Origin of the sequence: Enterococcus sp. DIV0712 (assembly GCF_050554855.1) — a bacterium.
Lineage (GTDB): Bacteria > Bacillota > Bacilli > Lactobacillales > Enterococcaceae > Enterococcus > Enterococcus faecalis.
This window is the reverse complement of record NZ_CP187333.1, coordinates 2,150,283-2,176,138: the sequence shown is the minus strand read 5'-3', so window position 1 is coordinate 2,176,138 and position 25,856 is coordinate 2,150,283. Positions and strand designations below refer to the sequence as shown.

The following is a 25,856-nucleotide window of genomic DNA, read 5'->3' as shown; positions in this document are numbered from 1 at the left end:
AAAAAGTGGGATATAAGTCGAAATGACTTATATCCCACTTTTTAACTCTTAAGATAATCAGTTAACCGCTTTTCTCGCAGCATCTTTTTTATAATAAATGTAAATGTCCATTTGGAAAATGATAATTGGAGCGACGTTTAAATTCAAAGGTTGCGTCACCTTGGTCCAGCAACGGTTCGTTATGTGGATGGACACGACAAAGTTGTTTAATTTCATCCATGTTTTCAAAATTTTCGACTAAAATGCCGAAATCGTTCTCGCAAGTATAGTTGTAAACGACTGCGGTAGGATGTTGTTTAATCCCCATTTCTCGAGCAACTTTTTGGTCGGTTTGGAAAGATTCTTTGACAAAATCGGATTGTCGGTCTTTACGATACATATCAATATCCCCGCCGGCCGCTAGAAGTAGTTCTTCTGATAACTCAGGAGAGTAAGCTAGACCGTCTTCAGCTACTGCTTTTTGTAAGCCAATCAACAATTGTCGGCCTTTTTTTCGGCCTTGTAACTGTGCTGCTTTATAGTCAAGAGCGGCTGAGTATAAATCTTCAAAAATTCGATTCCGTCGTTTAATGTCATTAATCGGAATATGTTGACGACTCAAAAATTCATTGATCGTTTTCATGTTTAATAAAGGAATAAAGCGCAATTGTATTTTCTTCTTGTCGTTAACAGACAATTGTATAATTTCTTTTTCAATTTCTAAACAGACGCCGCCTAAAGGATTGACGAACAAATAAATTTCAACCATTCATACTTCCTCCAATGCCATGCTTTTTCAAATACAGGTGCCAGAACGTCAGTGCTTCGAATACTAAGGGGCAGTGGTCCGCATCATGCGTTGAATCTTGTTAGGTGCAAGCGTAATGGGAATGTTCAAATCAGCCATTAATGTTTGAAACGCTTGCTTGCCGCTTTCAGCTTCAGTAACTTCTAACTCTAATTCAAAATCGTGCTGTTGGTTATACCAACTTTCGTCTAACGCAAGTAGTCCTTGAGGAATTTGTTTTTCTGCACGTGCTGTTTTTAATGAACCAATTAAATGGATCGAGGCGATTTCAATACCTAATTCTTGTAATTTCTTCGCCACAGCCCCCTCAGTAGGGAGGTGATTCCTCTTGATAAAGTGGTTCGCCGTCTCAAGCGATAAAGGGTCATTGATTTCTAATAATCCTTCTGGCGCAGGAACTTTTAAGGTTAACTCACCACGATCTGCTAATACGCGAATTCTTAAGCCCATTCGTTGTGCTTTTAATTGAAAATCGTCCGTATCAAAATAATGATTTGTTTGCGTAAAAAAGTCCGTTTTTTGAATAGAAAAATGGTCGATTAATCGTTTGAAATCTTGCGGACTAACTAATGTTTTAAATTCAATTTCTAAGTGCTCACTCATGGGGTTCTCTCTCTTTCTTAAATCACTCCAATTTTCACATATTATATAGGTTTCCGTCAAGAAAAGTGGTCTTCTCTGTGAAAAATTTTTCTAATGAAAGGCGTTTGGAAATCAAATAGCGAATAACACCCTATTTTAGGGAGGACTGTGGTAAAATAATCAGTGAATGAAATTCAAGGAAATTGAGGGATCTACCATGGAACGAGAGTGGGAGCTGTTTTTAGCGCCATATGAACAGGCGGTCAGCGAATTAAAAGTAAAACTACGAGGTATTCGTAAACAATTTCGGGAGCAAGATAAACACATACCAATTGAATTCGTTACAGGACGTGTGAAACCAGTAGATAGTATTTTGACAAAGACGGCTATTCGGCATATTCCTTTAAATCGGATTGAAGAAGAAATGCAAGACATTGCTGGTTTGCGGATTATGTGCCAATTTGTGGAAGACATTTACCAGGTAGTCGCACTTTTAAGAAATCGTAAAGACTTAAAAATTGTGGAAGAACGGGACTACATTGAAAATAAAAAAGAAAGTGGCTATCGTTCGTACCATGTGGTGGTGGAATATCCTGTGCAATTAGTCACCGGGGAAAAGATTATTTTGGCCGAAATCCAAATTCGGACACTCTCCATGAATTTTTGGGCAACGATTGAACATTCTTTGAATTATAAATATCAAGGTGTCTTTCCTGAAGAAATGAAAGAACGCCTTCAGCGAGCGGCAGAGGCAGCCTATTTATTAGATGAAGAAATGTCATCTATTCGTGAAGAAATTCAAGAAGCACAACATTACTTCTCTCATGGCCGTGGATTGCTAGAAAACGAATACTATAAGCAAATTAAAAACGAAACACCAGAAAATCAGTAAAGGAGTCTGCTTATGAAAGTGGCGATTGTTCATAACTCGGAAGAAAAATCGAAACAAGTCACAAAACAACTGACAACACTATTAGAGCAAAACCAAATTCAAATAGACAATCGTCAACCTGAACTTGTGATTTCAGTCGGCGGAGATGGTACGCTTCTTTCCGCTTTTCATCGATTTAATCATCTGTTAAACGAAGTAAGTTTCTTAGGTGTACATACCGGACACTTGGGTTTCTATACAGATTGGCGTGATTATGAATTAAAAGAACTAGTTGAGAGTTTGTGTATTCATCGTGAAAAAAGTACGAGTTATCCATTATTAGATGTGCGGATTCGGTTTAGAGATGGGAAACCAGATAAACATTTTTTAGCATTAAATGAATCGACAATTAAACGAGGAAACCGGACGATGGTGGGCGATGTGTTTATTAAAGACGAACTGTTTGAACGATTTCGTGGTGATGGGTTGTCGATTTCGACCCCAACCGGCTCTACTGCGTATAATAAAAGTATTGGTGGGGCTGTTTTGCATCCTAGCATTAATGCGTTTCAGTTAACCGAAATCGCCTCCTTAAACAATCGTGTCTTTCGAACATTGGGGTCACCGATTGTAATCGCACATACGGAGTGGCTGGAGATTAAATTACAGGAAAGTGATGATTATTTTGTCACGGTGGACCAATTAGATATTTATCAAGAAAATATCGCTTCTGTCTGCTATCGAATTGCAGACGAACGGATTCATTTTGCCTCTTATCGGCACATGCATTTCTGGCATCGAGTGAAAGATGCCTTTATTGGTGAGGATTAATTAAACGATGGAATTTCAATGGACATATGACAAAGAAACAACACAACAAGTGAAATATTTTTTAAAGGAACAAGGTGTTTCAAAAGGGTTATTAGCAAAGGTGAAATTTCAGGGTGGTAAAATTCAAGTGAATGGGACCGTTCAAAATGCCATCTATCCTTTACAAACTGGCGATGTCGTTAAAATGACGATTCCAGATGAAGCGGAACATGAGACATTATTAACAGATGATGAACCGATTGAAATTGTGTTTGAAGATGATCATTTTTTAGTAGTTAATAAGCCTGCTGGCATTGCCTCGATACCTGCTCAGTATCATCCTTCAGGAACGATGGCGAATCGTGTTAAGGGCTATTACAAGCGTCAAAATTACGTGAATCAAGTTATTCATGTCGTGACTCGTTTAGATCGAGATACTTCTGGGCTGATGTTATTTGCGAAACACGGCTTTGCTCATGCTTTAATTGACCAAGAATTACGAGAAAAAAAGGTGACAAAAATTTATTATGCCCTTGTTGGTGGAGCGATTGAGCAGTTAAGCGAGCATCAATTGATTGAAAAGCCAATTGGGCGCGACTTGTCCTCTTTATTAAAACGCCAAGTTATCGAAACAGGTCAATTTGCTAGTACAGAATATTGGCTCGCAAAAAGAGGAGCCCAAGCAGCAGCTGTGCGCATTCAGCTCCATACAGGACGAACACATCAAATTCGGGTACATTTTGAAGCAATTGGCTGTTCATTGTTAGGGGATGAGATGTATCATGGAAAGATGGATCAAGGAATTGAGCGGCAAGCGTTGCATTGCATGGAACTAATTTTTACTCATCCTTTTACCAAAGAAACGGTTCATCTGATTTCCCCACTAGCGGAGGATATGAAAAGTGTAGATGATACGTTATAATAATAAAGAGGCAGGAGGGGAAAGTGTAAGATGAATGAAGGCCAAGAAATGGAAGAGCAATTTGCCCTTCTTTTAGAAACGCTAAAAAATCAACAAATGAACGAATTTCGTGAGCTATTTTTAGCGTTACACATTTATGAACAAGGACAATTTTACCAATCGTTAGATGAAAAAGACCGACAACATTTATACAATTACCTATCTCCGAAAGAACTAGCGGATATGTTTGATGTTATCGAAGAAGATAATGAGAATATGAAAGATTATTTAGCTGAAATGCGTCCAAGTTATGCAGCCGATATGTTAGCTGAGATGTATACCGATAATGCGGTGGATTTACTAAATATGTTAGATAAGAGTCAAAAGGCGAAATATCTTAGTTTGTTAAGTAGTGAAGAAGCAGGCGAAATTAAAGAGTTACTTCATTACGAAGATGAAACTGCTGGGGCGATTATGACCACCGAATTTGTTTCGATTGTGGCGAATCAAACAGTGCGTTCTGCGATGTACGTCTTAAAGAATCAAGCGGACATGGCGGAAACAATCTATTACGTTTACGTAGTCGACCAAGAAAATCATTTAGTCGGCGTTATTTCGTTGCGGGATTTAATTGTTAATGATGATGATACCTTGATTGCTGATATTTTGAATGAACGGGTTATTTCAGTTCATGTTGGCGATGACCAAGAAGATGTCGCGCAAACAATTCGTGACTATGACTTCTTAGCTGTGCCAGTTACAGATTATGATGATCATTTGTTGGGGATTGTAACAGTTGATGATATTATTGATGTTATCGATGATGAGGCCGCTAGCGACTACTCTGGTTTAGCCGGGGTCGACGTTGAAGAAGTTAGTGAGAACCCTTTAAAAGCCGCTTCTAAACGATTACCTTGGTTAATTACGCTATTGTTTTTAGGAATGTCTACGGCCTCGTTAATCAGTAATTATGAGTCGTTAGTTAGCGAAGCGAGTATTTTAGCCGTTTTTATTTCTTTAATTACCGGAACAGCCGGCAATGCCGGGACACAATCATTGGCGGTCGCGGTACGCCGTTTGGCTATGAAAGATGAAAAGGATAGTAATTTTGGTCGCTTAATCTTAAGTGAAGTGCTCACGGGACTAGTGACGGGTGCTGTGACAGGTTTAACCATTATGATTGTGGTTGGCGTGTGGCAACATAATCTTCCGCTTGGATTTGTGATTGGGATGGCAATGCTCTGTGCAATTACTGTGGCGAATTTAGCAGGGAGTTTAATCCCAATGTTAATGGATAAATTAGGGTTTGATCCAGCAGTTGCCAGTGGCCCGTTTATTACTACCTTAAGTGATTTAACCAGTGTATTAATTTATTTCAATATTGCCAGCATGTTTATGCGTTATTTTGTTTAAAAAATTGCACTTATTTATCATAAGACTGAGGTAAAAGGATTCGTTGGTTTGTTTGAAATCAAAAAAGTGAGATAGCCGTTAATACGACGGCTACCTCACTTTTTTAGATACAAGAAATTAAACAATTTTTGTGCCATGGACTTCTGTGACTTTTAAAGTGTCCATCACAGTTTGAACGTTTTCTGTGGAAATACCGCCACCTGGTAAAATAAGAATCCGTTGATCTGCGTAGACAATTAATTCTTTTAAATGATCAAAGTTGTCTTCGATAGGGGTACCAGCTGGCCCGCCATGAGTTAAAATACGCGTCACACCACGCTCAGCTAACCAGTCGATCGCCTTAAATTGATTTTCTTTCGACAAGGCATCAAAAGCCATATGGAAAGTGATTTGCAAGCCTTCAGCTGTTTCAATGAATAAGTCCAAAGCTTCTTCATCTAACCAACCGTCCTCAGTTAAACAGCCAATAACAATGCCGTCGGTTCCTAATTTCTTTGCTTCGATTAAATCGGTATGCATAATTTTTAATTCAATATCATTATAGACAAAATTGCCGCCACGAGGACGAATGATTGTCATCACTGGTACAGAATGTTCGCCAGCGTATGCTAAGACTTCTTCAATAACACCAGTACTTGGCGTCGTTCCACCTACGGCTAAGTTATCGCATAATTCGATGCGATTCGCACCTTTTTGAATGGCTTGGGGAATCTTAGTGAAATTTTCGGCACAGAATTCTTTAATCATTTATTATCGCTCCTTGCTTTTTCTTCACAGGCATTGTACCATAATTCTGCTTACTACCATAGCCCTGAAAAAAAGAGTGCAACTTTTTATAATAGAAAATGTTCATTTAATGAACGTAAGGAGTTTTAAATGTTAAAGAAAATTGAACGAGCACAACAATTATTGAAAAAAGAAGCAGCCGTATTTCGCTGTCCAACTTGTCATGAACCAATGCATGTAGAAGGGGTTGGTCTGATTTGTCAACAGAGGCATCAATTTGATTTATCCAAGAAAGGCACGCTATACTTTCTAAATCATGGCGTTCAGACAGAATATAATAAAAAAATGTTTACTTCTCGGGGAAAAATGATTCAAAGTGGCATGTACGCGCCTGTTTTAAACAAAATTATGCACTATCTTCCTCAAAATAAAACAGTAGTCGATGTTGGTTGTGGTGAAGGGAGTTTTCTAGCTGAGTTAAGTCAAGCAGGCTTATCTGGACTGAAAATCGGGTTTGATTTATCAAAGGAAGGAATCTATTTAGCAAGTAATCAGCCAATTGATGCGTTTTGGTGTGTGGCGGATTTAACGAATTTGCCATTTGCGAATGAAGGGCTTGATACGATTTTAAATATTTTTTCCCCTTCACATTATCAAGAATTTCAGCGAGTACTAAAAGCTGACGGGACTGTGATTAAAATTATTCCTGAAGAGAATTACTTAAAGGAATTACGAGCGGCTTTTTATCCCAATGACGAAAAGAAACAAAGTTATTCCAATCAAAAAGTAGTCCAACGTTTTGCCGAGGAATTAGCTGTGGAAGTAGATGAACGAATAACTTATTGCTTTGACATTCCCGAGGAAAGACGGTTGGATTTATTAGAAATGTCGCCATTAGAGTGGCAAGTTTCTCAAGAAGTTAAAGCCGAGCTACAACAGCGACCATTGGAAAAAATCACGATTGACGTCCGCTTGTTAGTAGGTCGTAAAAGATAGACTTTTTTGTGAAGAAAATCCTAAAAAAGTCTTGCAATAAAGTGACATTGGTGTTATATTACTTACAAGTTGTTTTTTCATTGGTTTTTATCAGGGTCCTGTTCTGATAAAAGTTAGTGAAGAGACCTTCACTAACGTAACGACTCGCCGTGCTAGACACCGAGACGGTACGTTTTTTTTATTGGTTAGAATAGCTGCCGCCTGACATCATCGCGTCATGCGGTTTTTTTTTGAAAATAAGTATTGTGGGCGCTATTTATTTTGAATTTATGCTAAAATGAACACGATTGATATTTGAGGAGCTGAAGATAGTTGACGAACCATATTGTTTTATTTGAACCACAAATTCCAGCAAATACTGGAAATATTGCACGGACATGTGCAGCGACGAATACACCGTTGCATTTAATTGAACCTTTAGGATTTTCAACAGATGATAAACACTTAAAACGTGCCGGATTAGATTATTGGAATGATGTAAATATTACGTATCATAAAGATTTGGCTGCCTTTTTAGCCCATGTGGCAGGCAAACACTTGCATTTAGTAACCAAATTTGCTCACCAAACATACAGCGAGGTCAATTATAATGATGGCGAGGACCATTATTTCCTTTTTGGAAAAGAAACAACGGGCTTACCAGAAACGTTTATGCGAGAAAACGAAGAAAAGTGTATCCGAATTCCTATGAATGATGAACATGTGCGCTCACTGAATCTTTCTAACACTGCCGCACTAATTGTTTATGAAGCCTTACGTCAGCAAAATTTTCCGAACTTAGAACTGACGCATCATTATGAAAATGATAAATTGGATTAAAAAAAGTTAAGACAGTAGCGCTTTTTTCAAAAATGTCAGAAGAAAGTGGTTTTATTTTTACTGTTGCCCAATTTTCAAGCCTAGAACAAAAAACAATTTAGATTTTTGTTCTAGGCTTATTTTGCTTGGATTACTAGAAACTTCCATGGATATTTTCGCAGGGAAGTGATAAACTAGAAAGACATATGAAGAGATAAAGAAGTTTGGAGAAGTTACATGAAATTATATTTTACACGACATGGAAAAACTGAATGGAATCAACAGAAACGATTTCAAGGAATGACAGGAGATTCGCCGTTATTACCAACTAGTTATGACGAAATTAAACAATTAGGCCAATATTTACAAGATATTCCGTTTGAAAAAATTTATTCTAGTCCGCTATTACGTGCCAAAAATACTGCGCGGGGAATTCAACAAGAATTGACTCATCCAGTTGAAATTGTTTATACAGATACCTTAAAAGAATTAGGTTTAGGTCGTCTAGAAGGACAATATATTGAAGAAATGCGTAATTTTTATGGAGAAGAATTAGATCATTTACGGCATCGTTTAGATTTGTATGATCCAACAATTTTTGATGGTGAACCAATCGAGCAAGCGATTCAACGGATTTCAGAAACAGTTGCTGAAGCGGCGAAACAGCACGAAGGTCCAGTTCTATTTGTCGGACACGGAGCAGCGCTGACGGCGGCAATCCAAGCGATGGCTGGTAAACCATTATCAGAATTACGGACAATGGGCGGGCTGTTAAACAATAGCCTTTCAATCCTTGAAACCAAAGAGGCATCAAGGAACATGCCGTACGACTTAACGTTATGGAATGATACGTCTTTTTTAGCTAAAGAAAAAGCACAATAAGCGCACAACAGAAAGGAGGGCTTGTAGTGGTAACACTTTTTGGTGAGGACGAAGAAAAAGCCTTTATTGTTGGGACTGTACAAGCAATCTTTTTTGAAAATCCCAGTAATTTTTATAAAGTCGTTCTTGTAAATGTGACCGATACAAATACAGATTATTTAGAAAAAGAAATTGTAGTAACTGGAAGTTTTGGCCAAGTTCAAGAAGAGGAACCCTATCGTTTCTTTGGTCATTTTGTGGACCATCCTCGTTATGGCAGACAGTTTCAGGTGGATAGTTATCAGCAAGAAAGACCGACTTCGGCTAGTGGGGTGGTTAACTATTTATCAAGTGACAAATTTCCTGGCATTGGTAAACGAACAGCTGAAAAAATTGTTGAAGTATTAGGGGAAAGTGCGATTGACCGAATTATTGATGACCCGAGTGTTTTGGAAGAAGTTACTGTTTTAAATGAAAAAAAACGTCAAGTAATCGTCGAAACAATTCGCTTGAATCACGGGATGGAGCAAGTGATTGTGGGACTAAATCGATACGGCTTCGGTAGTCAGTTAGCTTTTTCAATTTATCAAACCTATCAAGAAGAAACCCTTTCTGTGATTCAAGAAAATCCTTATCAGTTAGTTGAAGATATTGAGGGAGTCGGATTTAAACGAGCGGACAATATTGCTGAACAAATCGGCATTCAGGCGGATTCTGCTGTTCGAATTCGAGCGGCGATTTTACATGAAGTGTTTGAGCACTCCATTCGCTCAGGCAATACGTATGTTCAAGCAGATGTTTTGTTAGAAGAAGCGATTCGGACCTTGGAAGCAAGTCGCCCAGTGGAAATCTCACCTGATCAAGTAGCCAATGAAATCATTACGTTAGTCGAACATGGAAAAATCCAACAAGAAGAGACTAAACTTTTTGAGAACAGTCTCTATTTTTCTGAATGGGGCATTGGTACTTCGATTCAGCGTTTACTTTCTCGTAAAAAAGAAATTCATTATGAGGAAGAAGAAGTCCAAAAAAATATCCGAATGATTGAGAAACGTTTAAATATTCAGTATGGCGACTCGCAACAAGCAGCGATTGAAGAAGCGATTAAATCACCGTTATTTATTTTAACTGGAGGGCCCGGAACAGGGAAAACAACTGTTATTAATGGGATTGTCTCGTTGTTTGCGGAACTAAATGGTCTTTCATTAGATCTCAAAGACTATACGCAGGAGATGTTTCCAATCTTGCTAGCGGCGCCAACTGGGCGAGCAGCGAAACGTATGAACGAAACGACAGGTTTACCTGCAAGTACCATCCATCGTTTGTTAGGCTTGACAGGTCGTGAAAAAAATCCGAGTTTAACCGCCAAAGAATTAGAAGGTGGTTTGCTAATTGTAGATGAAATGTCCATGGTGGATACTTGGTTAGCCAATACGTTATTAAAAGCTATTCCGACAAACATGCAAGTGATTTTTGTTGGTGATAAGGATCAGCTACCGTCTGTCGGTCCAGGTCAAGTCTTACATGACTTATTGCAAATTAACGAAATTCCCAAATGTGAATTAAACGAAATTTATCGTCAAGGAGACGGTTCAAGTATTATTCCTCTTGCCCATGAAATTAAAGAAGGAAAGTTGCCTACTGATTTTCAAAAAAATCAAAAGGATCGCTCGTTCTTTGCAAGTGATATTGGTCATATCGAAGAATACATTCGACAAATCGTCACAAAGGCAAAAGCAAAAGGGTTTACGCCACAAGATATCCAAGTTTTAGCGCCAATGTATCGTGGCGCAGCTGGCATTGATGCCTTGAATAAGATGATGCAAGAAATCTTCAATCCAAATGATGGTAAGAAAAAAGAAGTCAAATGGAATGACACCGTCTATCGGATCGGGGACAAAGTTTTGCAACTAGTCAATACGCCAGAATTAAATGTGTTCAATGGAGATATGGGAGAAATCGTCGGAATTACTTTAGCCAAAGACTCAGAGGACAAAGTGGACGAGTTGGTTTTACAGTTTGATAATAATGAAGTAACGTATAAAAGAAATGAATGGAATAAAATTACGCTATCGTATTGTTGTTCGATTCATAAAGCGCAAGGTAGTGAATTCCGCATGGTGTTACTGCCAATGGTTCATCAGTATAGCCGAATGCTGCAACGAAATTTGCTGTATACAGCAGTGACACGTAGTAAAGAATTATTAATTCTACTAGGTGAGGTTTCTGCTTTTGAAACATGTGTCAAAAACGAATCGGCTAGTCGCATGACGATGCTAAAAGAACGAATCGTGAACGCAGAACAAATGACCTTAACGACTAGAACTCAGTTAGAAGCCTATGAAGAAGGTTTAACGGCAGACCATCCATTTACTGAAAAGGAAACAAAAGCTGTCTCTTATGAAAATGAACAGCAATCAACGAAAGCCGATCAGATAAAAGAAACAGACGAGCAATTAGTTGACACAACGGTACAAGAAGTTTCACTATTTGCTGATGAAGGGGAAGAGTCAACCCCAGAAACAGCAAAGAAAGCGACAAAAGTTGTCGAAGAACCATTACCAAAAGAACCACGACTAACAGTCGAAATTATTCAAACAAATGCTGTTGATCCAATGATTGGAATGAAGGATACGACGCCTTATCAATTTATGTGAGAAAAGGAAAGAGTGCCATAAGTCGTTTTGACTTATGGCACTCTTTTTCAACCTTAAGGGACTCAGTTAAAACCAAAACAAACGTTTTTGTGTGGTATAAACCATATCAATACTTCGTTTGCCTAAAATCTCGCCATCTGCGTGAATGGTTTGTGGAATCGTCGAAACAATTCGAATTTTGCTTGATTGAAAATGATGAAAGTGCTTAGATTTCCCTTGTTTTTGGCGAAGCAATAGGAAAATAAGCCACAAAATTTTAAAAATATTGATTCGTTCCACGACAACTAAGTCCACGACTGCTTTGCGAGGATTGGCCGTCGGCATAATTGATACGCCCCCGCCAAAATAAGGATGATTTGTGACCGTACATAGGAAAGCACGATTAAATGTGTATTGTTTACCATTCATTTCAACTAAAATTGGAAAGCCTTTTTGTTTAAAAAAGACATGAATGATTGAAGAAATATAGGAAAGCGAGCCAAGCTTAAATTTATTTAAGGCTTTTTTTGATGACGATTCGTTGGTTTTTTCCACGATTGCCGCATCTAATCCTAAGCCAACATTATTGGTGGCTAAGCCGATTTCTTCTTGGTTGGCTTCTACATAATGAATCGTTTGAATTTCTTTTGGTCGTCTGGTGCGCAGGATTTGATGCAATGCTTTATCAATATTTCTTGATAATCCCACCCCTCGTGCAAAATCATTTCCAGAGCCGCATGGAATATAGCTTAAAGGAATAGCTGAATCATATGGAAGTAATGAATTAATGACATTATGTAGTGTGCCATCGCCGCCTAGCACGACTAGGATTGGAAAAGTTGAAACGTCTAAGTCTTCAGACCAAGGAAGTAAAGTTGTTTCTGCAAGTTCCTTCGTCAATTCTTTTTCATGTCCAGCGTAATCAGTGTAAAGAGCCGTATATTTAAGTTCTTGTTGCTTGAGTTGTTGAATCACTTTTCTAGCGACTTTTCGGCCATTGCCGCTACTTGCCTGCTCGTTGATAATAAGATAGTAGTGAATGTTCATTGAGCTCCTCCTTTGAATCGCTATTGTCCATTATACCAGAGGGAGGAACTTCTGCGAATAAAGATTGCTTAAAAAAGTAAAAAATGACTAGAAAAAGGCACGAAACAATGCATGAGAGGTGAAAACTGCAAATAAGTGCAAAGTAAAACAGGGCTTTCATTGACTATTTTGACTTTCCATATTAGAATGTGAACTGTTGCAATTGTAACCAAGGTTCATCAACCATCCCTTGTAAAAAAACTCGGAGAAAGAAGGAAAAAGTATGCAAAATTCGTTTCAAGCCAATCGAAAGCTAAGAACAGTCTTAGCCAATGGTATCATTATGGGCTTATATATTGTCCTCTCTTTATTGGTTCGGCCAGTTTCTTCTGGTATGATTCAATTTAGAATTTCAGAAAGTTTGAATCACCTAGTCGTTTTCAATCGCAAATTGATGTGGGGTGTTTTAGGCGGCGTTATCTTTTTTAACTTATTTTTTGGTTTCGGTGTAATGGATGCTCTGTTTGGTGGTGCGCAAACATTATTTGCGTTGAGCTTAACAGCTTTTTTACAAAAAAAGGTACCAAGTATTCCTGTTAGAATGTGTCTAAATAGTCTATTTTTCACTGTAAGTATGTTTTTTATTGCCTTTATGCTAGTACCAAGTGGCGGTCAAGCATTTTGGACAACTTATGGTTGGTTAGCATTAAGTGAAGCGATTATTATGACGATTTCAGCACCAATCATGTATTTTATCAACAAGTCATTAAAATTTGAAACACGTATTTAATTGAAAAGATGTGGATAGAAATGATTCATCCTTTGAATGGCAGTGAAGAAAAGTGTCGTTGCTATTAGTGAACTAAGTGATAGAATGAACTGTTTCTACCTCGTCTTTTTTACATAAAGAATAAGATCTACATTTTTTCTAAAAATTTTCATGTAAAACTTTACTAGTCTGTTGGAATACACTATGATAGTGTAAGATAAACGGACTATTGGAAAGTCACAGCAGAGGAGTTTGAACATGTACACATTTAAAATCGGTATTCCGGCAGAAGTACACGATACATTTGTTAAAAACCACCCATTATGTAATTTACTACAGTCATCTTCATGGGCAAAAGTCAAGGATAACTGGGGTTCTGAAATTGTTGGGGTTTATGAAAAGGATACATTAGTCGCATCAAGTTTAGTTTTAATCAAACCATTACCAGCCGGTTTTACGATGTTATATACACCAAGAGGTCCAGTAATGGACTATACAAATGAACGTTTGGTCAGCTACTTTATGGCTGAATTGAAAAAATTTGGCAAGAAAAAACGAGCTTTATTTATAAAAATGGATCCAGCGGTTCACTATCAAGATTTTCATTTGGGAGAAGAACATCAACCGCATGCTGAAGCGACAGCTATTATTGAGACCTTGAAAGAAGCAGGAGCCAAATATCAAGGACTGACAATGGATATGGGGGCCACCATCCAGCCCCGCTTCCAAGCGAATATTTATCGTGAAGATTTTAGTGAGGAACAATTGTCAAAAAGTACCAAGAAAATGATTAAAACAGCTGAAAAAAAAGGGGTCGTTGTGCAGCAAGGGCATGTTGACTTTGTTGATGAATTTGAAAAAGTCATTCAATCAACCATGGAACGCCAACATATTTCTTTGCGGAATAGTGATTACTTTAAGAAGCTGTTGAACATTTACCCAGAAGACTCCTTTATTATGCTGGCGCAAGTCAATTTAAAGGAACGCTTAGATAGCACGCGACAACGCTATGACAAAAATCAAAAAGACTTGAGTAATTTGAAAGAAAATCAAGTGAAAAAGCGCCATAATTTAGAAGAATTAGATGCTTCCTTGACTCGGGAACTAAAAGAATTAGAAGAAAATATCGCAGAAGCTGGTGAAATTGTAACGGTTGCTGGCGCCTTGGCTGTGACATTTGGTCCAACAAGTGAAATCCTTTATGCTGGCTTAGATGATCGTTATAAACGCTACATGCCAACATATGTGACTTGGCGAGATGCCATTCAAGAATGTTTTAACCGTGGCTGCGAAAGCTGTAATATGGGCGGCTTAGAAGGTAGTTTAAATGATGGCTTAATTAAGTTTAAAGCGAACTTCAACCCAACGATTAATGAATTTATTGGGGAATTCGATTTACCGGTTAATAAATTATTATTTAAAGCCAGTGAATATGCCTATAAATTACGAAAACAAAAAAAATAAATAAAAAACACAGGGACTAAAAATCAAACTTGATTTTTAGTCCCTGTGTTTTTTTCTATAGTTTTTGCGTTGCATTCCGTTTCATTAAGCGAAGCAAAACGCTAGCAATTGCTGAAGCAGCTACACCAGCAACAAGAGCTTCTGGCACACCAGAACTGAAAATCGTCGCAATAATAGCTAGGTAAACAGCAGTTCCAGCTTTACCAATAATTTCAGCATAAGCTGAATTAAAAAGAAAATAAATCATGTTCATGACTAAAATGGTATTTGTTGCTGAGCCTAAAACACCAGCCGCAAATAAGGAGACAGGTTGCGCTTTTTCCTTCGTTAATTTATTTAGCCATTTGTAAGCGAAATAAGGAACGACCCCAATTAAAATCCGCGGAATGAGCACAATTAAAAGAGCCTTCCAACTACCGTGATCGGTACCAATCACAGGAATAAATGGAGAAAAAACAAACGACAAAGGTGTTGGTGCTGTCGTATTTTTAATTAAGCTAATGATCCCAAACGTGCCGCCCAACATACTACCGATTTTTGGCCCTAAAACAATGGAACCAATAATTACAGGAATATGCATCGTGGTCGAATTTAAAGGACCTAATGTGATAAATCCTAGCGGGGTTAAAGCCAGTAAAAGTAAGATAGCTAAGAACATTGCTGTTAACGTAAATTTTTTCGTGTTATTCATAAATTACTCCTTGTTATCAGATGCTAAAATTTTCATCACTGTTTGAAGGATATCTTCAACAGTGGCAAGTGCGCCACGACCATAATCGCCACAAGCTAATAGAGCTTCACGTGGGATTATTTCTTGATAGCCGACTTCTTTTAAAATGCCAATATTTCGTTGGACAATGGGGTTTTGGTACATATACGTATTCATCGCGGGCGCAATAATTTTTGGTGTTTCAGGATAAAGTGCCAAAGCAACTGTTGATAATAAGTCGTCGGCAATCCCATGGGCTAATTTCCCAATTGTATTGGCCGAAGCAGGTGCTACTAAAAATAAATCCGCTTTTTTAGCTAACTCAATGTGATTAATTTTACTGGGATCAATTTCCATCATGACATCCGTATGCACTGGATTCTTAGAAAGTGATTGTAACGTCAGCGGAGTGATGAACGCTGTGCTGCTTTTAGTCATTAAAATTTCCACATTGTAGCCAAGCTTAGCTAGTTGACTTGTAATATCTGCTGCTTTATATGCAGAAATGCTGCCAGAGACGCCTAATAAAATAGTTTTCATTGTTGTTCTCTCCATTTCTTTTCAACATTTTTAACGATCATTGAACCAATCCCTTGTTTTGAACAAGCTTCTTGGACAATGCCCGTTTCGTTAATTAATAATCCTTCGTGTTCTGTTTCATGAACGTTCATCAAGTCATTGGCTAAGACAAAGTCACACCGATTTTTAACCAAAGCGGCTTGTGCAACCTGGACAAGTTCTTCTTGTGAAACGTCGACAAGTAATTTAAAGCCCACTAAAACAGTTTGGGGTTGCTTGTCACGAATCATTTGGATGACTTTAGGATTTTTCTTTAGAAAAATTAATAATCGGTCCGTATCAGATGAAATTTTTGTTGCTGTTTGAGGAATATCAGCAATCTGATTCAATGTGTTTTGAACGATAGTTACCAAGGCTTCTTTGGTCTTTGGCAATGTTTGTTCGCTTAATTGTTGAGCAAAAGAATCAATAAATTGTTCTTCCGTTTGCGCGGTTTCCGTCGTAAAATCACTGACTGCCATTGCGTGAACAATCGCATCAAATTGCTTTTCAGCAAAGAGTTGTTCTAACGTAGTAGCTAATTCAACCGTTGTTTCTATTTCTTTAATTGATAAGTCCAATTGTTGGGTTGGACGTAATGCATGTTTGGTTGTTACGTAGGTTACGGTGTGTCCAGCAGCTAAAAAACTTTCAGCAATTGCTTTTCCTAGTCCGCCAGAAGAATGATTGGTAATCGAACGAACATTATCAATCGGTTCTGACGTTCCACCAGCAGTAACTAAAACATCCATAATCAAAACGCCTCCTTAAGAAATTCGGACAATGGTCCGTCCAATATGTTGGCCTGCTTGTAATGCTTCAAAAACAGGGGGAAGTTCTTCTAAAGTAATCTCTTGATACACAGCTTTTTCAGTGATGTCTAAATCAGTGGCAAGACGTTGCCAAACTATTTTTCGTTTGTCCATACCAACATTAACCGAATCAATGCCCAATAAATGAACGCCCCGTAAAATAAAGGGTAAAACGGTTGTCTCTAATGTAATTCCAGCAGCGCGGCCACAAATGGCTGAACGGCCATCATAACGAAGTTGTGGTAAAACAGCAGAAGTAATTTCCCCACCAGTGGTATCAATTGCAAAAGCAAAACGCTGTTTCATTAATGCTTTAACAGGAGTTGCTAAGAAATCTTCTACTAATAAGCATTCACTAACACCTAACTCTTTTAAAAGCTCAAAAGAATCTGGCTTTCTAGTTAATGCAGTGATTGAAGTGTAGCCTAATTGATGCAACATCGCAATAGACAATGTCGCAACACCGCCTGTCGCACCAGTTACAATAATGGGGGCTTCTTTGTCGTCGCGTAAGCCATCGTCTTCTAAAGCTGTGACAGATAATCCGGCCGTAAAGCCAGCAGTTCCGAAAATCATTGCTTCTTTGAGACTCATTTTTTCAGGAAGTGGAACTACCCAATCGCCAGGAACACGCACATATTCAGAATAACCACCAGTATGACTAACCCCTAATTGATAGCCTGTTACGATCACTTTATCGCCTTCTTTGAAACGAGGATCTTCCGATGTGACAACAGTGCCACTGACATCAATTCCTGGAATCATTGGATAATTGCGAATCACACCGCCGTCTTTTTTTGAAGCTAAAGAGTCTTTAAAGTTAACTGAGGAGTAGGCTGCTTTGATTACTACAGTGCCTTCTGATAAATCGTCTAAAGTAATGGTTTCTAGTTGACCAATAACAGATGTATCTTGTTCTCTTAACGTAAATGCTTGAAATGAATTCATATAAAAACTCTCCTTCCAATTATGTAAAAAAGCAACTCGTCTTATTTTATCATATTCTGATTTTTTCGTATCATTTTTCTTCTTATAAACAGTAAGTTATACAGAAAAGAAAGATTGTGTGACAATTAGACTAGAAAAATAAAGAAAAATAGTTGAAATTTTTCAAAAAGTTCGTATACTAAAAAAGGTAAAACTAAACTGTAAGTTTAGTATTACAAAACTTTTGTTGAAAAGATTAGCTGAAAATAGAAACGAGGTGTGCCATGGAAATTGGTGAGAAGTTGAGAAATTTACGCATTCAGAAAAATTTAACACAAGAAGAATTAGGCGAAAGAACGGATTTATCCAAAGGCTATATTTCCCAATTGGAGCGGGATTTAAGCTCACCATCAATGGAAACATTTTTCTCAATTTTAGAAGTACTAGGCGTGACGCCAGAGCAGTTTTTTAGTCAGCAACCGCTTGAACAGAAAATTGTCTACAATGAAGAAGAAAGTACCCTCTATTATGATGAAGAACATGGCTATGAACTAAAATGGTTAATTCCAGCCTCAAATGAAAAAGAAATGGAACCTGTCATTATTACTTTTGATAAAAATGGCGAATACAAAACGTTTGAACCTTCTCTATCAGAAACATTTATTTATGTGATTGATGGCTCCATTCGTTTGACATTAGGGGAAGCCACGTATATTGCTAAAAAAGGTCAAACCATGTATTACCAAGCAACAGAACCTCACCAAATTAGCAACAATGGTCGAGGAAAAAGTCGTGCGTTAATTGTGGCGACAGAATCGTATTTATAAAGGACGAAATGGAGGAGTTTATCCAGTGAGAAACCATGTGATTTCATTTGAAAATGTTGTCAAACAATTTGACGATGAACCAGTATTAAAAAATGTCAGCTTTGAAATTGAAGAAGGAAAATTTTATACGTTATTAGGACCTTCAGGATGTGGCAAAACAACGATTTTGCGTATTATTGCGGGATTCAATGACGTGACTTCTGGCGATGTTTATTTTGATGGTAAAAGAATAAATGATGTACCTGCCAATAAACGCCAAGTCAATACCGTGTTTCAGGATTATGCTTTGTTTCCTCACATGAATGTTTTTGATAATGTTGCGTTTGGTTTAAAAATCAAAAAACTATCCAAAGCAGAAATTGAAAAAAAAGTGAAAGAGGCATTACGTTTGGTTCAATTACCCGGCTACGAAACACGTGAAATTAGTGAAATGTCTGGGGGCCAACGTCAGCGGGTCGCAATTGCACGAGCGATTGTCAATGAGCCAAAAGTATTGCTTTTAGATGAGCCGTTATCCGCTTTAGATTTGAAATTACGCACAGCGATGCAATATGAACTACGTGATTTACAACAACGTTTAGGAATTACTTTTATTTTTGTGACCCATGATCAAGAAGAAGCATTAGCGATGAGTGATGAAATTTTTGTCATGAATAAAGGTCATATCGTACAAAGTGGCACACCAGTCGATATTTATGATGAACCGATTAATCACTTTGTTGCTGACTTTGTGGGGGAAAGTAATATTGTGGACGGTGTGATGCTGGAAGATAATTTAGTTTCATTTGTGGGCAAAAAGTTTGAATGTGTCGATGGTGGCATGCGGAAAAATGAACCTGTAGAAGTCGTTTTACGTCCAGAAGACTTAACGATTACCACGCTTGAAAAAGGCAAGCTAACCGTAACGGTGGATACACAGTTATTCCGCGGCGTTCATTATGAAATTATTTGTTTTGATGAACAAGGAAACGAATGGATGGTGCATTCCACTCGAAAAGCCAAAGAAGGCGCTCAAGTAGGGCTCTCTTTTGAGCCAGAAGATATTCACGTGATGCGCTTCAATGAATCAGAAGAAGACTTTGATGCCCGTTTAGAAAGTTACGACGAGTAAACGAAAGGGGAAAATAAAATGAAAACAATGCGTCGAATTTATTCGATTCCCTATGTAATGTGGTTACTTTTATTCGTCATTGCGCCAGTGCTAATGATTATTTATCAATCATTTTTCGATATGAATGGCCAGTTTACTTTGGCGAATTACCAAACGTATTTTACATCAGGAACGTATTTAAGTATGACCATTAATTCAGTGTGGTATGCTTTTCTGATTACCATTTTTACGTTATTGGTAAGTTATCCTACGGCTTATTTTTTGACAAAGCTCAAGCACAAACAGTTGTGGTTAATGCTTGTTATTTTACCAACGTGGGTGAATTTATTATTAAAAGCTTATGCCTTTATTGGGATTTTCAGTATTCATGGGAGTATCAATCAGTTTATGAGTTTTATGGGTTTGGGCACGCACCAGATTCTGTTTACAGATTTTAGTTTTTTATTTGTCGCAACGTATATAGAAATTCCATTTATGATTATGCCGATTTTTAATGCCTTAGAAGAGATGAATCCTTCATTGATTAGTGCTAGTCGGGACTTAGGAGCTAGCAGTGCGGAAACATTCCGCCGTGTCATTTTTCCTCTCTCCCTAAACGGTGTGAAAAGTGGCGTTCAAGCTGTCTTTATTCCTTCGCTCTCGCTCTTTATGTTAACGCGTTTAATTGGCGGCAATCGGGTGATTACGTTGGGAACGGCGATTGAGGAACACTTCTTAGTAACGCAAAACTGGGGCATGGGTTCAACAATTGGTGTGATTTTAATTGTTGCCATGTTTATTGTGATGTTGCTGACGGGTGAGAAGAAGAAAGGGCGTGGCAAATAATGCAAAAGAAAAAGTTTAAATGGTCTTATGTGTATTTATTCGTTGTCTTTGCGCTACTGTACGCACCAATCTTTTATTTGATTTTTTATTCGTTTAACGACACGCAAACGATGAATCAGTTTACTGGTTTTACGTTAGATAATTATCGGAACGTTTTTGAAGACACACGTTTGTTAACCATTGTTCTGAATACGTTTTTGCTAGCTTTCTTATCGGCTTTAATAGCAACCATCATTGGAACATTTGGTGCGATGGGGATTTATTATACAAAACGTCGTAAAAACCGGAACACGTTGCTTAGCTTTAATAACATTTTACTCGTTTCACCAGATGTTATTATTGGAGCCAGTTTCTTAATTTTCTTCACGGCAGTAGGGTTTATCAGTTTAGGTTTTACAAGTGTATTATTGTCGCATATTGCCTTTAGTATTCCAATTGTTGTTTTAATGGTTTTACCAAAACTACAAGAGATGAACGATTCTATGGTAGATGCGGCACGGGATTTAGGGGCCAATAATGTTCAAGTGATTAAAAATATTATTTTGCCTTTTTTAGCGCCAGGAATTATTGCTGGCTACTTTATGGCCTTTACTTATTCGTTGGACGATTTTGCCGTAACATTCTTTGTGACAGGCAATGGTTTTTCAACATTATCTGTTGAAATTTATTCACGAGCACGTCAGGGAATTAGTTTAGAAATCAATGCCTTAAGTGCGTTAGTGTTCCTATTCTCAATGATTCTAGTTGTCGGTTATTACTTTATCAGTAAAGACAATACGCCAAAACGTTTAAAGAAAATGCGTCGGGAACAAAGTGAGGTGGCCAAGTTAAAATGAAAAAATTACAGTCACTTTTTATTGGAATTATCGCTATTATTGTCATCTTGTTTTTTGGCGTGCGCCAATTGGAGAAAGCAAGTGGCATGGCAGGAGCAGATACCTTGACCATTTACAATTGGGGGGACTATATAGATCCAGCCTTGATTAAGAAATTTGAAAAAGAAACAGGCTATAAAGTCAATTACGAAACCTTTGATTCTAATGAAGCTATGTATACAAAAATTCAGCAAGGTGGCACAGCCTATGATATTGCCATTCCTTCTGAATATATGATTCAAAAAATGATGAAAGCAAAGATGCTTTTACCACTTGATCACAGCAAATTAAAAGGCTTAGAAAACATTGATGCACGCTTTTTAGATCAATCCTTCGATCCCCAAAATAAGTTTTCCGTTCCATACTTCTGGGGCACGTTGGGGATTATTTATAATGATAAATTTATTGACGGCCGTCAGATCCAACATTGGGATGATTTATGGCGCCCGGAATTAAAAAATAATGTCATGCTGATTGATGGCGCTCGCGAAGTGTTAGGATTATCTTTGAACAGTTTAGGCTATTCGTTAAACAGTAAAAACGACCAACAATTACGTCAGGCTACCGATAAGTTAAACCGATTAACGAACAATGTCAAAGCAATTGTTGCCGATGAAATCAAAATGTACATGGCTAATGAAGAAAGTGCAGTTGCTGTAACTTTCTCTGGTGAAGCTGCTGAAATGCTAGAAAACAATGAACATCTACATTATGTGATTCCCAGTGAAGGCTCTAATCTCTGGTTTGATAACATTGTGATGCCTAAGACAGCCAAAAATAAAGACGGCGCCTATGCATTTATGAACTTTATGTTACGACCAGAAAATGCAGCACAAAATGCAGAATATATTGGTTATTCCACACCAAATAAAGAAGCTAAAAAACTATTACCAAAAGAAGTTGCCGAAGATAAACAATTTTATCCAGATGATGAAACCATCAAACATTTAGAAGTTTACCAAGACTTAGGTCAAGAATACTTAGGAATTTATAACGATCTGTTCTTGGAGTTTAAGATGTATCGGAAATAAAAAAATACCTTCGTAACTTTCGAATCGCCCCTAAAAGCTAGATTTTTAGTCTAACTTTTAGGGGCGGCTTTTATTCATACAAGCTTCTAATTGAGGCACGAAGAAACCTGTGCTACACTTTGTATAAAGCATAAAAGGAGCAAAGAAAATGAAAAGGAAAACAATCCGAATACTACTAATCAGTAGCGGGCTTATTTTAATCCTGCTGGTAGGTTACCGTTTGTATCTAGAATATCAAACAGATATTCAATTATTTTTGAATCCTAAAGCCAGTAAGACACAATTATTAGAGCGAATTCGTTCACATGGTTTTTCAGCAGCGCTATTGTTGGTTTTTTTGACCGCGATCATGTGTGCAGTACCAGGGATTCCGACCTCAGTAATTGGTGTGATTGCAGGATTGAGTTTTGGTCCCTTCAGCGGCACACTCATTAACGTTTTAGGGAATAGTATGGGAAATTTGGTTGCAATCTTTTTGATGCATCATATAAAATTTTTAGATAAAAAAACGGAGACCAATCATTGGGTCCAGTCCATTCGACGGATGAAGCATCCAAAAATTGGGATTATGGTGGGCTACATGATTCCAATTATTCCTTCTTCTGTGATTAATTTTGCTGCAGATACTATGCAGTTGCCATTAAAAAATTTAATAGCCGCTATATTCATTGGTGTAATTCCTTCCTCAATACTTTACGCATGTGGAGGCGAAGCGCTATTTCATGGATATAATAAAACGGCAGTATTGTTAATTGTGAGTGTTCTTTTGTTCGTTGGATTGGTGGTCATTATTGAGAAAGATAGAAAAAGATTTCAAAAAACTGTTCTTTAAGAACGGTTTTTTTGTGCATTTGAACAATAAATCCTGTTAAATTTACAATTTTAAAAAGAAAGGACTTTGATAGAATGAAAGCGTAAACAATTTAAGGAGCTGATTTTGAATGCCAGATATTACAATATCTTGGGTTGCTGCAATTTTAGGATTAGTTGTAGCGATAGTATTAATTTTGAAAAAATTTAATCCTGTGTATTCCTTGTTTTTTGGTGCAATTGTTGGTTGTCTTATTGGAGGCGCTTCCCTGTCAGATACAGTCGCTGTTCTATTAAACGGAACACAAAGTATTATGGGAACCGCAATCCGTGTCTTAGCAGCCGGCATGTTGGCGGGTGTGATGATGGAATCTGGTGCGGCAGAATCAATTGCCAACGCCATTGTACAAAAGCTTGGCGAGAAAAAAGCTATTTTATCTTTGGCATTATCCACAATGGTAATTACAGCAGTGGGCGTATTCATTCCTGTTGCAGTGTTGATTGTTGCCCCGATTGCTCTATCTGTTGGGAAAAGTACGGGTATCAGTAAGTTATCATTATTGATTGCCTTATCAGGTGGCGGCAAAGCGGGCAATATTATTTCGCCTAATCCAAATACTATTGCAGCGGCGAACGGCTTTGATTTACCTCTAAGTGACGTTATGATTGCTGGCTTTATTCCAGCCGTATTTGGCTTAATTACAGCTGTCGTTCTTGCAAATATCATGAGAAGCAAAGGATCAATGGTCAAAGAAACGGATCTTGTAGAGGAACAAACAAAAGAATTATTACCTTTGAAAAAGGCGTTGATCGCGCCAGTGTTAGCGATTGTCTTATTATTACTTAATCCGATTGGCGCCGTTTTAAATATTTCTTTCATCAAAAGTTTGAATATTGATGCTCTGTATATTTTGCCGTTCGCCTCAGTTGTTGGGACAATTGCGATTGGGCAAACAAAACAACTGGCCTTTTATGCATCTTCTGGCTTGAAGAGAGTAACCGATACCGTTTTAATTTTAATTGGTGCAGGTGCAATTGCTGGATTAATTTCTGTTTCTGATTTATCAACACAAATTGTCCACTTAATTTCTGTTATGGGAATTTCTGGAACCTTCTTGGCACCGATTTCTGGTATTTTAATGGGCTTAGCAGTTGGTTCAACATCCACAGCGGTTATTTTAGCGACAGGTTCTTTTGGACCAGCGATTTTAGATATGGGCACATCTTCACTTTCAGCAGCAGTCATGGTGCATACTGGTGCAACTGTGATTGATAGTGTTCCTCAAGGCAATTATTTCCATATTACGGCACAAAGTATGAATATGACGATTAAAGAAAGAATTCGAGTGATTCCTTATGAAATGTGTGTCGGTGGGGTAATGACGATTGTTGCAACCATTTTATATGGCTTTATTTTAAACTAGTTGGAAAGTAGGCGCGAAAAGATGACGAAAAAATTTGTTTTGGCTCCAGACTCATTTAAAGAAAGTATGAGTGCAAAAGAAGCCTGTCTGGCAATGGAAAAAGGGATTTTAGCTGTATTTAAAGATGCAGACATTCAACACGTCCCGATGGCAGACGGCGGGGAAGGAACGGTGGATTCCTTAGTGGATGCAACAGGAGGCACAAGAGTACCAGTGCGTGTGGCAGGACCGCTTCCTGATCAAATCGTTGAAACCTATTACGGCTTATTAGGTGACCAAGAAACGGTGGTCATTGAAATGGCGAAAGCCAACGGAATTGAATTGGTTAAAGCAGCAGAACGTAATCCCTTGATCACTTCTACTTATGGTACAGGAGAGATGATTCAACATGCGCTCAATCATGGGGCAAAAAAAATCATTATCGGCATTGGTGGTAGCGTGACAAATGATGGGGGTGCCGGTATGATTCAGGCACTTGGTGCGCGTTTGTTAGACAAGGAAGGGCAAGAATTGACACGTGGCGGTGGTGCATTAGATAAACTGGCGCAGATCGATTTAACACAGTTTGATCAACGTATTTTTGCTACCGAAGTTCTAGTAGCAAGTGATGTGAATAACCCACTAACAGGGCCAACAGGGGCGTCTCATGTCTTTGGCCCGCAAAAAGGTGCGACAGAAGAAATGGTGGCTCAATTAGATAAAAACTTAGCCCATTATGCAGCGATCATCAAAAAAGAGATCGGCATTGATGTTGAGATGATGCCAGGCGCAGGAGCCGCTGGCGGTTTGGGTGCAGGGTTACTAGCATTCACAAAAGCTCAGTTACGCCCAGGAATTGATATTGTCGTAGAAGTGAATCAATTAGAAGAAAAAATAAAAGCCGCTGATTATGTCTTTACTGGTGAAGGCGGTATGGATTTTCAAACAAAATTTGGCAAAGCCCCTTATGGCGTCTCACGTTTGGCCAAGAAGTATCAAAAACCGGTTTTCGCTTGTGCTGGCTATATCGGCAAAGATGTGGATGTCCTCTATGAAGAAGGGATGACGGCTATTTTTGGAATTTTGGCCAAAGCCGAACCATTGGAAGCAGCATTGAAAAATGGACCAGTTAACTTAGAAAGAACCGTTGAAAATATTGCTCGTACATTACAGCTGGTGCCTTGTGACTAAGAACTAACCATGGTATCATCAGTAATGAAAGCTGAAATAAAAATGTTCAGTCGTTGATCTGAAGAATTAAGCGTTTGGGACATAAGTCATTGCGGCTTATGTCCCAAACGCTACTCGCTTTTTAGAAAGTTGGCGAT

Annotated in this window: 26 protein-coding genes; 18 read left to right on the top strand and 8 right to left on the bottom strand. The window is 38.1% G+C overall.

Going from position 1 to position 25,856, the window contains the following annotated elements; translation table 11 throughout:
• Positions 1–88: 88 nt before the first annotated feature.
• Both IGL42_RS10400 and IGL42_RS10395 read right to left on the bottom strand, forming a co-directional pair.
• On the bottom strand, positions 89–748 hold the full coding sequence (locus tag IGL42_RS10400; RefSeq protein WP_002356482.1) for a ClpXP adapter SpxH family protein: 660 nt from the start codon (positions 746–748) through the stop codon (positions 89–91).
• A gap of 63 nt (positions 749–811) precedes the next feature.
• Complete coding sequence (locus tag IGL42_RS10395) at positions 812–1,390, bottom strand: CYTH domain-containing protein (protein WP_002395485.1); 579 nt, start codon at positions 1,388–1,390, stop codon at positions 812–814.
• A gap of 196 nt (positions 1,391–1,586) precedes the next feature.
• On the opposite strand from IGL42_RS10395, the gene IGL42_RS10390 reads away from it, so the two are divergent.
• Genes IGL42_RS10390 through mgtE form a run of 4 tightly spaced genes read left to right on the top strand, consistent with a single transcriptional unit; the run spans position 1,587 to position 5,364 of the window.
• A complete protein-coding gene (locus IGL42_RS10390; protein ID WP_002356484.1) occupies positions 1,587–2,261 on the top strand; it encodes a GTP pyrophosphokinase in 675 nt (224 codons plus the stop codon).
• A gap of 12 nt (positions 2,262–2,273) precedes the next feature.
• Complete coding sequence (locus IGL42_RS10385) at positions 2,274–3,071, top strand: NAD kinase (RefSeq protein ID WP_002356486.1); 798 nt, start codon at positions 2,274–2,276, stop codon at positions 3,069–3,071.
• A gap of 7 nt (positions 3,072–3,078) precedes the next feature.
• A complete protein-coding gene (locus IGL42_RS10380; RefSeq protein ID WP_002356487.1) occupies positions 3,079–3,972 on the top strand; it encodes an RluA family pseudouridine synthase in 894 nt (297 codons plus the stop codon).
• A gap of 30 nt (positions 3,973–4,002) precedes the next feature.
• Complete coding sequence (gene mgtE, locus IGL42_RS10375) at positions 4,003–5,364, top strand: magnesium transporter (RefSeq protein ID WP_002362548.1); 1,362 nt, start codon at positions 4,003–4,005, stop codon at positions 5,362–5,364.
• 117 nt (positions 5,365–5,481) lie between these two features.
• Here the strand turns inward: mgtE and cutC are convergent, their stop codons facing one another.
• On the bottom strand, positions 5,482–6,111 hold the full coding sequence (cutC, locus tag IGL42_RS10370; protein WP_002356490.1) for a copper homeostasis protein CutC: 630 nt from the start codon (positions 6,109–6,111) through the stop codon (positions 5,482–5,484).
• Positions 6,112–6,240: 129 nt separating this feature from the next.
• Between cutC and IGL42_RS10365 the strand changes: the two genes are divergently transcribed.
• The 4 genes from IGL42_RS10365 to recD2 all read left to right on the top strand — a co-directional run bounded on the left by IGL42_RS10365 (position 6,241) and on the right by recD2 (position 11,402).
• Entirely contained in the window at positions 6,241–7,086 is an 846-nt protein-coding gene (locus IGL42_RS10365) for a methyltransferase domain-containing protein (protein WP_002407232.1), read from the top strand.
• A gap of 312 nt (positions 7,087–7,398) precedes the next feature.
• Positions 7,399–7,905, top strand: a complete 507-nt coding sequence (trmL, locus tag IGL42_RS10360; protein ID WP_002356493.1) for a tRNA (uridine(34)/cytosine(34)/5-carboxymethylaminomethyluridine(34)-2'-O)-methyltransferase TrmL — start codon at positions 7,399–7,401, stop codon at positions 7,903–7,905.
• 216 nt (positions 7,906–8,121) lie between these two features.
• A complete protein-coding gene (locus IGL42_RS10355) occupies positions 8,122–8,766 on the top strand; it encodes a histidine phosphatase family protein (protein ID WP_002362550.1) in 645 nt (214 codons plus the stop codon).
• Positions 8,767–8,792: 26 nt separating this feature from the next.
• Positions 8,793–11,402: an SF1B family DNA helicase RecD2 gene (recD2, locus tag IGL42_RS10350; protein ID WP_010710651.1), complete on the top strand. Its 2,610-nt coding sequence runs from the start codon at positions 8,793–8,795 to the stop codon at positions 11,400–11,402.
• 66 nt (positions 11,403–11,468) lie between these two features.
• Here recD2 and IGL42_RS10345 read toward each other — a convergent pair whose 3' ends face one another.
• The gene (locus tag IGL42_RS10345) at positions 11,469–12,428 is read right to left on the bottom strand and encodes a diacylglycerol/lipid kinase family protein (protein WP_002356498.1); all 960 of its coding nucleotides are present in this window, start codon (positions 12,426–12,428) and stop codon (positions 11,469–11,471) included.
• 262 nt (positions 12,429–12,690) lie between these two features.
• Here IGL42_RS10345 and IGL42_RS10340 point away from each other — a divergent pair, with 262 nt between their 5' ends.
• Positions 12,691–13,197, top strand: coding sequence for a QueT transporter family protein (locus IGL42_RS10340; protein WP_002356499.1), 507 nt, complete (start codon positions 12,691–12,693; stop codon positions 13,195–13,197).
• Between the two features lie 237 nt (positions 13,198–13,434).
• On the top strand, positions 13,435–14,640 hold the full coding sequence (locus tag IGL42_RS10335; RefSeq protein ID WP_002384107.1) for an aminoacyltransferase: 1,206 nt from the start codon (positions 13,435–13,437) through the stop codon (positions 14,638–14,640).
• Between the two features lie 55 nt (positions 14,641–14,695).
• On the opposite strand, the gene IGL42_RS10330 is transcribed toward IGL42_RS10335, so the two are convergent.
• From IGL42_RS10330 to IGL42_RS10315, 4 genes are read right to left on the bottom strand one after another with little or no spacing between them, the layout of a single operon-like run.
• Positions 14,696–15,331, bottom strand: coding sequence for an ECF transporter S component (locus tag IGL42_RS10330; protein ID WP_010710650.1), 636 nt, complete (start codon positions 15,329–15,331; stop codon positions 14,696–14,698).
• 3 nt (positions 15,332–15,334) lie between these two features.
• Positions 15,335–15,889 carry a phosphopantothenoylcysteine decarboxylase gene (gene coaC / locus IGL42_RS10325; RefSeq protein ID WP_002359573.1) on the bottom strand — a complete coding sequence of 185 codons (555 nt, stop codon included), beginning with the start codon at positions 15,887–15,889 and terminating at the stop codon, positions 15,335–15,337.
• Positions 15,886–16,659 (bottom strand): phosphopantothenate--cysteine ligase, encoded by a 774-nt coding sequence (gene coaB, locus IGL42_RS10320; RefSeq protein WP_002359575.1) that lies wholly within the window; start codon positions 16,657–16,659, stop codon positions 15,886–15,888. Before coaB ends, coaC begins: the two co-directional genes overlap by 4 nt.
• Positions 16,660–16,674: 15 nt before the next feature.
• Complete coding sequence (locus IGL42_RS10315; RefSeq protein ID WP_002356506.1) at positions 16,675–17,667, bottom strand: YhdH/YhfP family quinone oxidoreductase; 993 nt, start codon at positions 17,665–17,667, stop codon at positions 16,675–16,677.
• A 263-nt stretch (positions 17,668–17,930) separates the two neighbouring features.
• On the opposite strand from IGL42_RS10315, the gene IGL42_RS10310 reads away from it, so the two are divergent.
• The 8 genes from IGL42_RS10310 to IGL42_RS10275 all read left to right on the top strand — a co-directional run bounded on the left by IGL42_RS10310 (position 17,931) and on the right by IGL42_RS10275 (position 25,719).
• A complete protein-coding gene (locus IGL42_RS10310) occupies positions 17,931–18,473 on the top strand; it encodes a helix-turn-helix domain-containing protein (protein WP_002356507.1) in 543 nt (180 codons plus the stop codon).
• A gap of 25 nt (positions 18,474–18,498) precedes the next feature.
• A complete protein-coding gene (locus IGL42_RS10305) occupies positions 18,499–19,584 on the top strand; it encodes an ABC transporter ATP-binding protein (RefSeq protein ID WP_002356508.1) in 1,086 nt (361 codons plus the stop codon).
• Between the two features lie 18 nt (positions 19,585–19,602).
• Positions 19,603–20,409, top strand: a complete 807-nt coding sequence (locus IGL42_RS10300) for an ABC transporter permease (protein WP_002356510.1) — start codon at positions 19,603–19,605, stop codon at positions 20,407–20,409.
• Entirely contained in the window at positions 20,409–21,245 is an 837-nt protein-coding gene (locus IGL42_RS10295) for an ABC transporter permease (protein ID WP_002356512.1), read from the top strand. Before IGL42_RS10300 ends, IGL42_RS10295 begins: the two co-directional genes overlap by 1 nt.
• The gene (locus IGL42_RS10290) at positions 21,242–22,315 is read left to right on the top strand and encodes an ABC transporter substrate-binding protein (RefSeq protein WP_002362278.1); all 1,074 of its coding nucleotides are present in this window, start codon (positions 21,242–21,244) and stop codon (positions 22,313–22,315) included. The genes IGL42_RS10295 and IGL42_RS10290 overlap by 4 nt, the downstream gene beginning before the upstream one ends.
• A gap of 148 nt (positions 22,316–22,463) precedes the next feature.
• Positions 22,464–23,147, top strand: a complete 684-nt coding sequence (locus IGL42_RS10285; protein WP_002362276.1) for a TVP38/TMEM64 family protein — start codon at positions 22,464–22,466, stop codon at positions 23,145–23,147.
• A 109-nt stretch (positions 23,148–23,256) separates the two neighbouring features.
• Positions 23,257–24,549 carry a GntP family permease gene (locus tag IGL42_RS10280; protein WP_002359581.1) on the top strand — a complete coding sequence of 431 codons (1,293 nt, stop codon included), beginning with the start codon at positions 23,257–23,259 and terminating at the stop codon, positions 24,547–24,549.
• 21 nt (positions 24,550–24,570) lie between these two features.
• A complete protein-coding gene (locus tag IGL42_RS10275) occupies positions 24,571–25,719 on the top strand; it encodes a glycerate kinase (RefSeq protein ID WP_002367172.1) in 1,149 nt (382 codons plus the stop codon).
• The last annotated feature ends 137 nt before the right edge of the window (positions 25,720–25,856 follow it).

What these genes read in the sequence shown, in the direction of transcription:
- IGL42_RS10400 (WP_002356482.1), bottom strand. Translation starts at nt 748, where the DNA reads ATGGTTGAAATTTATTTGTTCGTCAATCCTTTAGGCGGCGTCTGTTTA.
- IGL42_RS10385 (WP_002356486.1), top strand. Translation starts at nt 2,274, where the DNA reads ATGAAAGTGGCGATTGTTCATAACTCGGAAGAAAAATCGAAACAAGTC.
- coaC (WP_002359573.1), bottom strand. Translation starts at nt 15,889, where the DNA reads ATGAAAACTATTTTATTAGGCGTCTCTGGCAGCATTTCTGCATATAAA.
- IGL42_RS10295 (WP_002356512.1), top strand. Translation starts at nt 20,409, where the DNA reads ATGCAAAAGAAAAAGTTTAAATGGTCTTATGTGTATTTATTCGTTGTC.
- IGL42_RS10285 (WP_002362276.1), top strand. Translation starts at nt 22,464, where the DNA reads ATGAAAAGGAAAACAATCCGAATACTACTAATCAGTAGCGGGCTTATT.
- IGL42_RS10335 (WP_002384107.1), top strand. Translation starts at nt 13,435, where the DNA reads ATGTACACATTTAAAATCGGTATTCCGGCAGAAGTACACGATACATTT.
- IGL42_RS10380 (WP_002356487.1), top strand. Translation starts at nt 3,079, where the DNA reads ATGGAATTTCAATGGACATATGACAAAGAAACAACACAACAAGTGAAA.
- IGL42_RS10390 (WP_002356484.1), top strand. Translation starts at nt 1,587, where the DNA reads ATGGAACGAGAGTGGGAGCTGTTTTTAGCGCCATATGAACAGGCGGTC.
- IGL42_RS10280 (WP_002359581.1), top strand. Translation starts at nt 23,257, where the DNA reads ATGCCAGATATTACAATATCTTGGGTTGCTGCAATTTTAGGATTAGTT.
- IGL42_RS10395 (WP_002395485.1), bottom strand. Translation starts at nt 1,390, where the DNA reads ATGAGTGAGCACTTAGAAATTGAATTTAAAACATTAGTTAGTCCGCAA.
- IGL42_RS10365 (WP_002407232.1), top strand. Translation starts at nt 6,241, where the DNA reads ATGTTAAAGAAAATTGAACGAGCACAACAATTATTGAAAAAAGAAGCA.
- IGL42_RS10315 (WP_002356506.1), bottom strand. Translation starts at nt 17,667, where the DNA reads ATGAATTCATTTCAAGCATTTACGTTAAGAGAACAAGATACATCTGTT.
- IGL42_RS10275 (WP_002367172.1), top strand. Translation starts at nt 24,571, where the DNA reads ATGACGAAAAAATTTGTTTTGGCTCCAGACTCATTTAAAGAAAGTATG.
- IGL42_RS10355 (WP_002362550.1), top strand. Translation starts at nt 8,122, where the DNA reads ATGAAATTATATTTTACACGACATGGAAAAACTGAATGGAATCAACAG.
- IGL42_RS10345 (WP_002356498.1), bottom strand. Translation starts at nt 12,428, where the DNA reads ATGAACATTCACTACTATCTTATTATCAACGAGCAGGCAAGTAGCGGC.
- cutC (WP_002356490.1), bottom strand. Translation starts at nt 6,111, where the DNA reads ATGATTAAAGAATTCTGTGCCGAAAATTTCACTAAGATTCCCCAAGCC.
- mgtE (WP_002362548.1), top strand. Translation starts at nt 4,003, where the DNA reads ATGAATGAAGGCCAAGAAATGGAAGAGCAATTTGCCCTTCTTTTAGAA.
- IGL42_RS10340 (WP_002356499.1), top strand. Translation starts at nt 12,691, where the DNA reads ATGCAAAATTCGTTTCAAGCCAATCGAAAGCTAAGAACAGTCTTAGCC.
- IGL42_RS10330 (WP_010710650.1), bottom strand. Translation starts at nt 15,331, where the DNA reads ATGAATAACACGAAAAAATTTACGTTAACAGCAATGTTCTTAGCTATC.
- coaB (WP_002359575.1), bottom strand. Translation starts at nt 16,659, where the DNA reads ATGGATGTTTTAGTTACTGCTGGTGGAACGTCAGAACCGATTGATAAT.
- IGL42_RS10300 (WP_002356510.1), top strand. Translation starts at nt 19,603, where the DNA reads ATGAAAACAATGCGTCGAATTTATTCGATTCCCTATGTAATGTGGTTA.
- IGL42_RS10310 (WP_002356507.1), top strand. Translation starts at nt 17,931, where the DNA reads ATGGAAATTGGTGAGAAGTTGAGAAATTTACGCATTCAGAAAAATTTA.
- IGL42_RS10290 (WP_002362278.1), top strand. Translation starts at nt 21,242, where the DNA reads ATGAAAAAATTACAGTCACTTTTTATTGGAATTATCGCTATTATTGTC.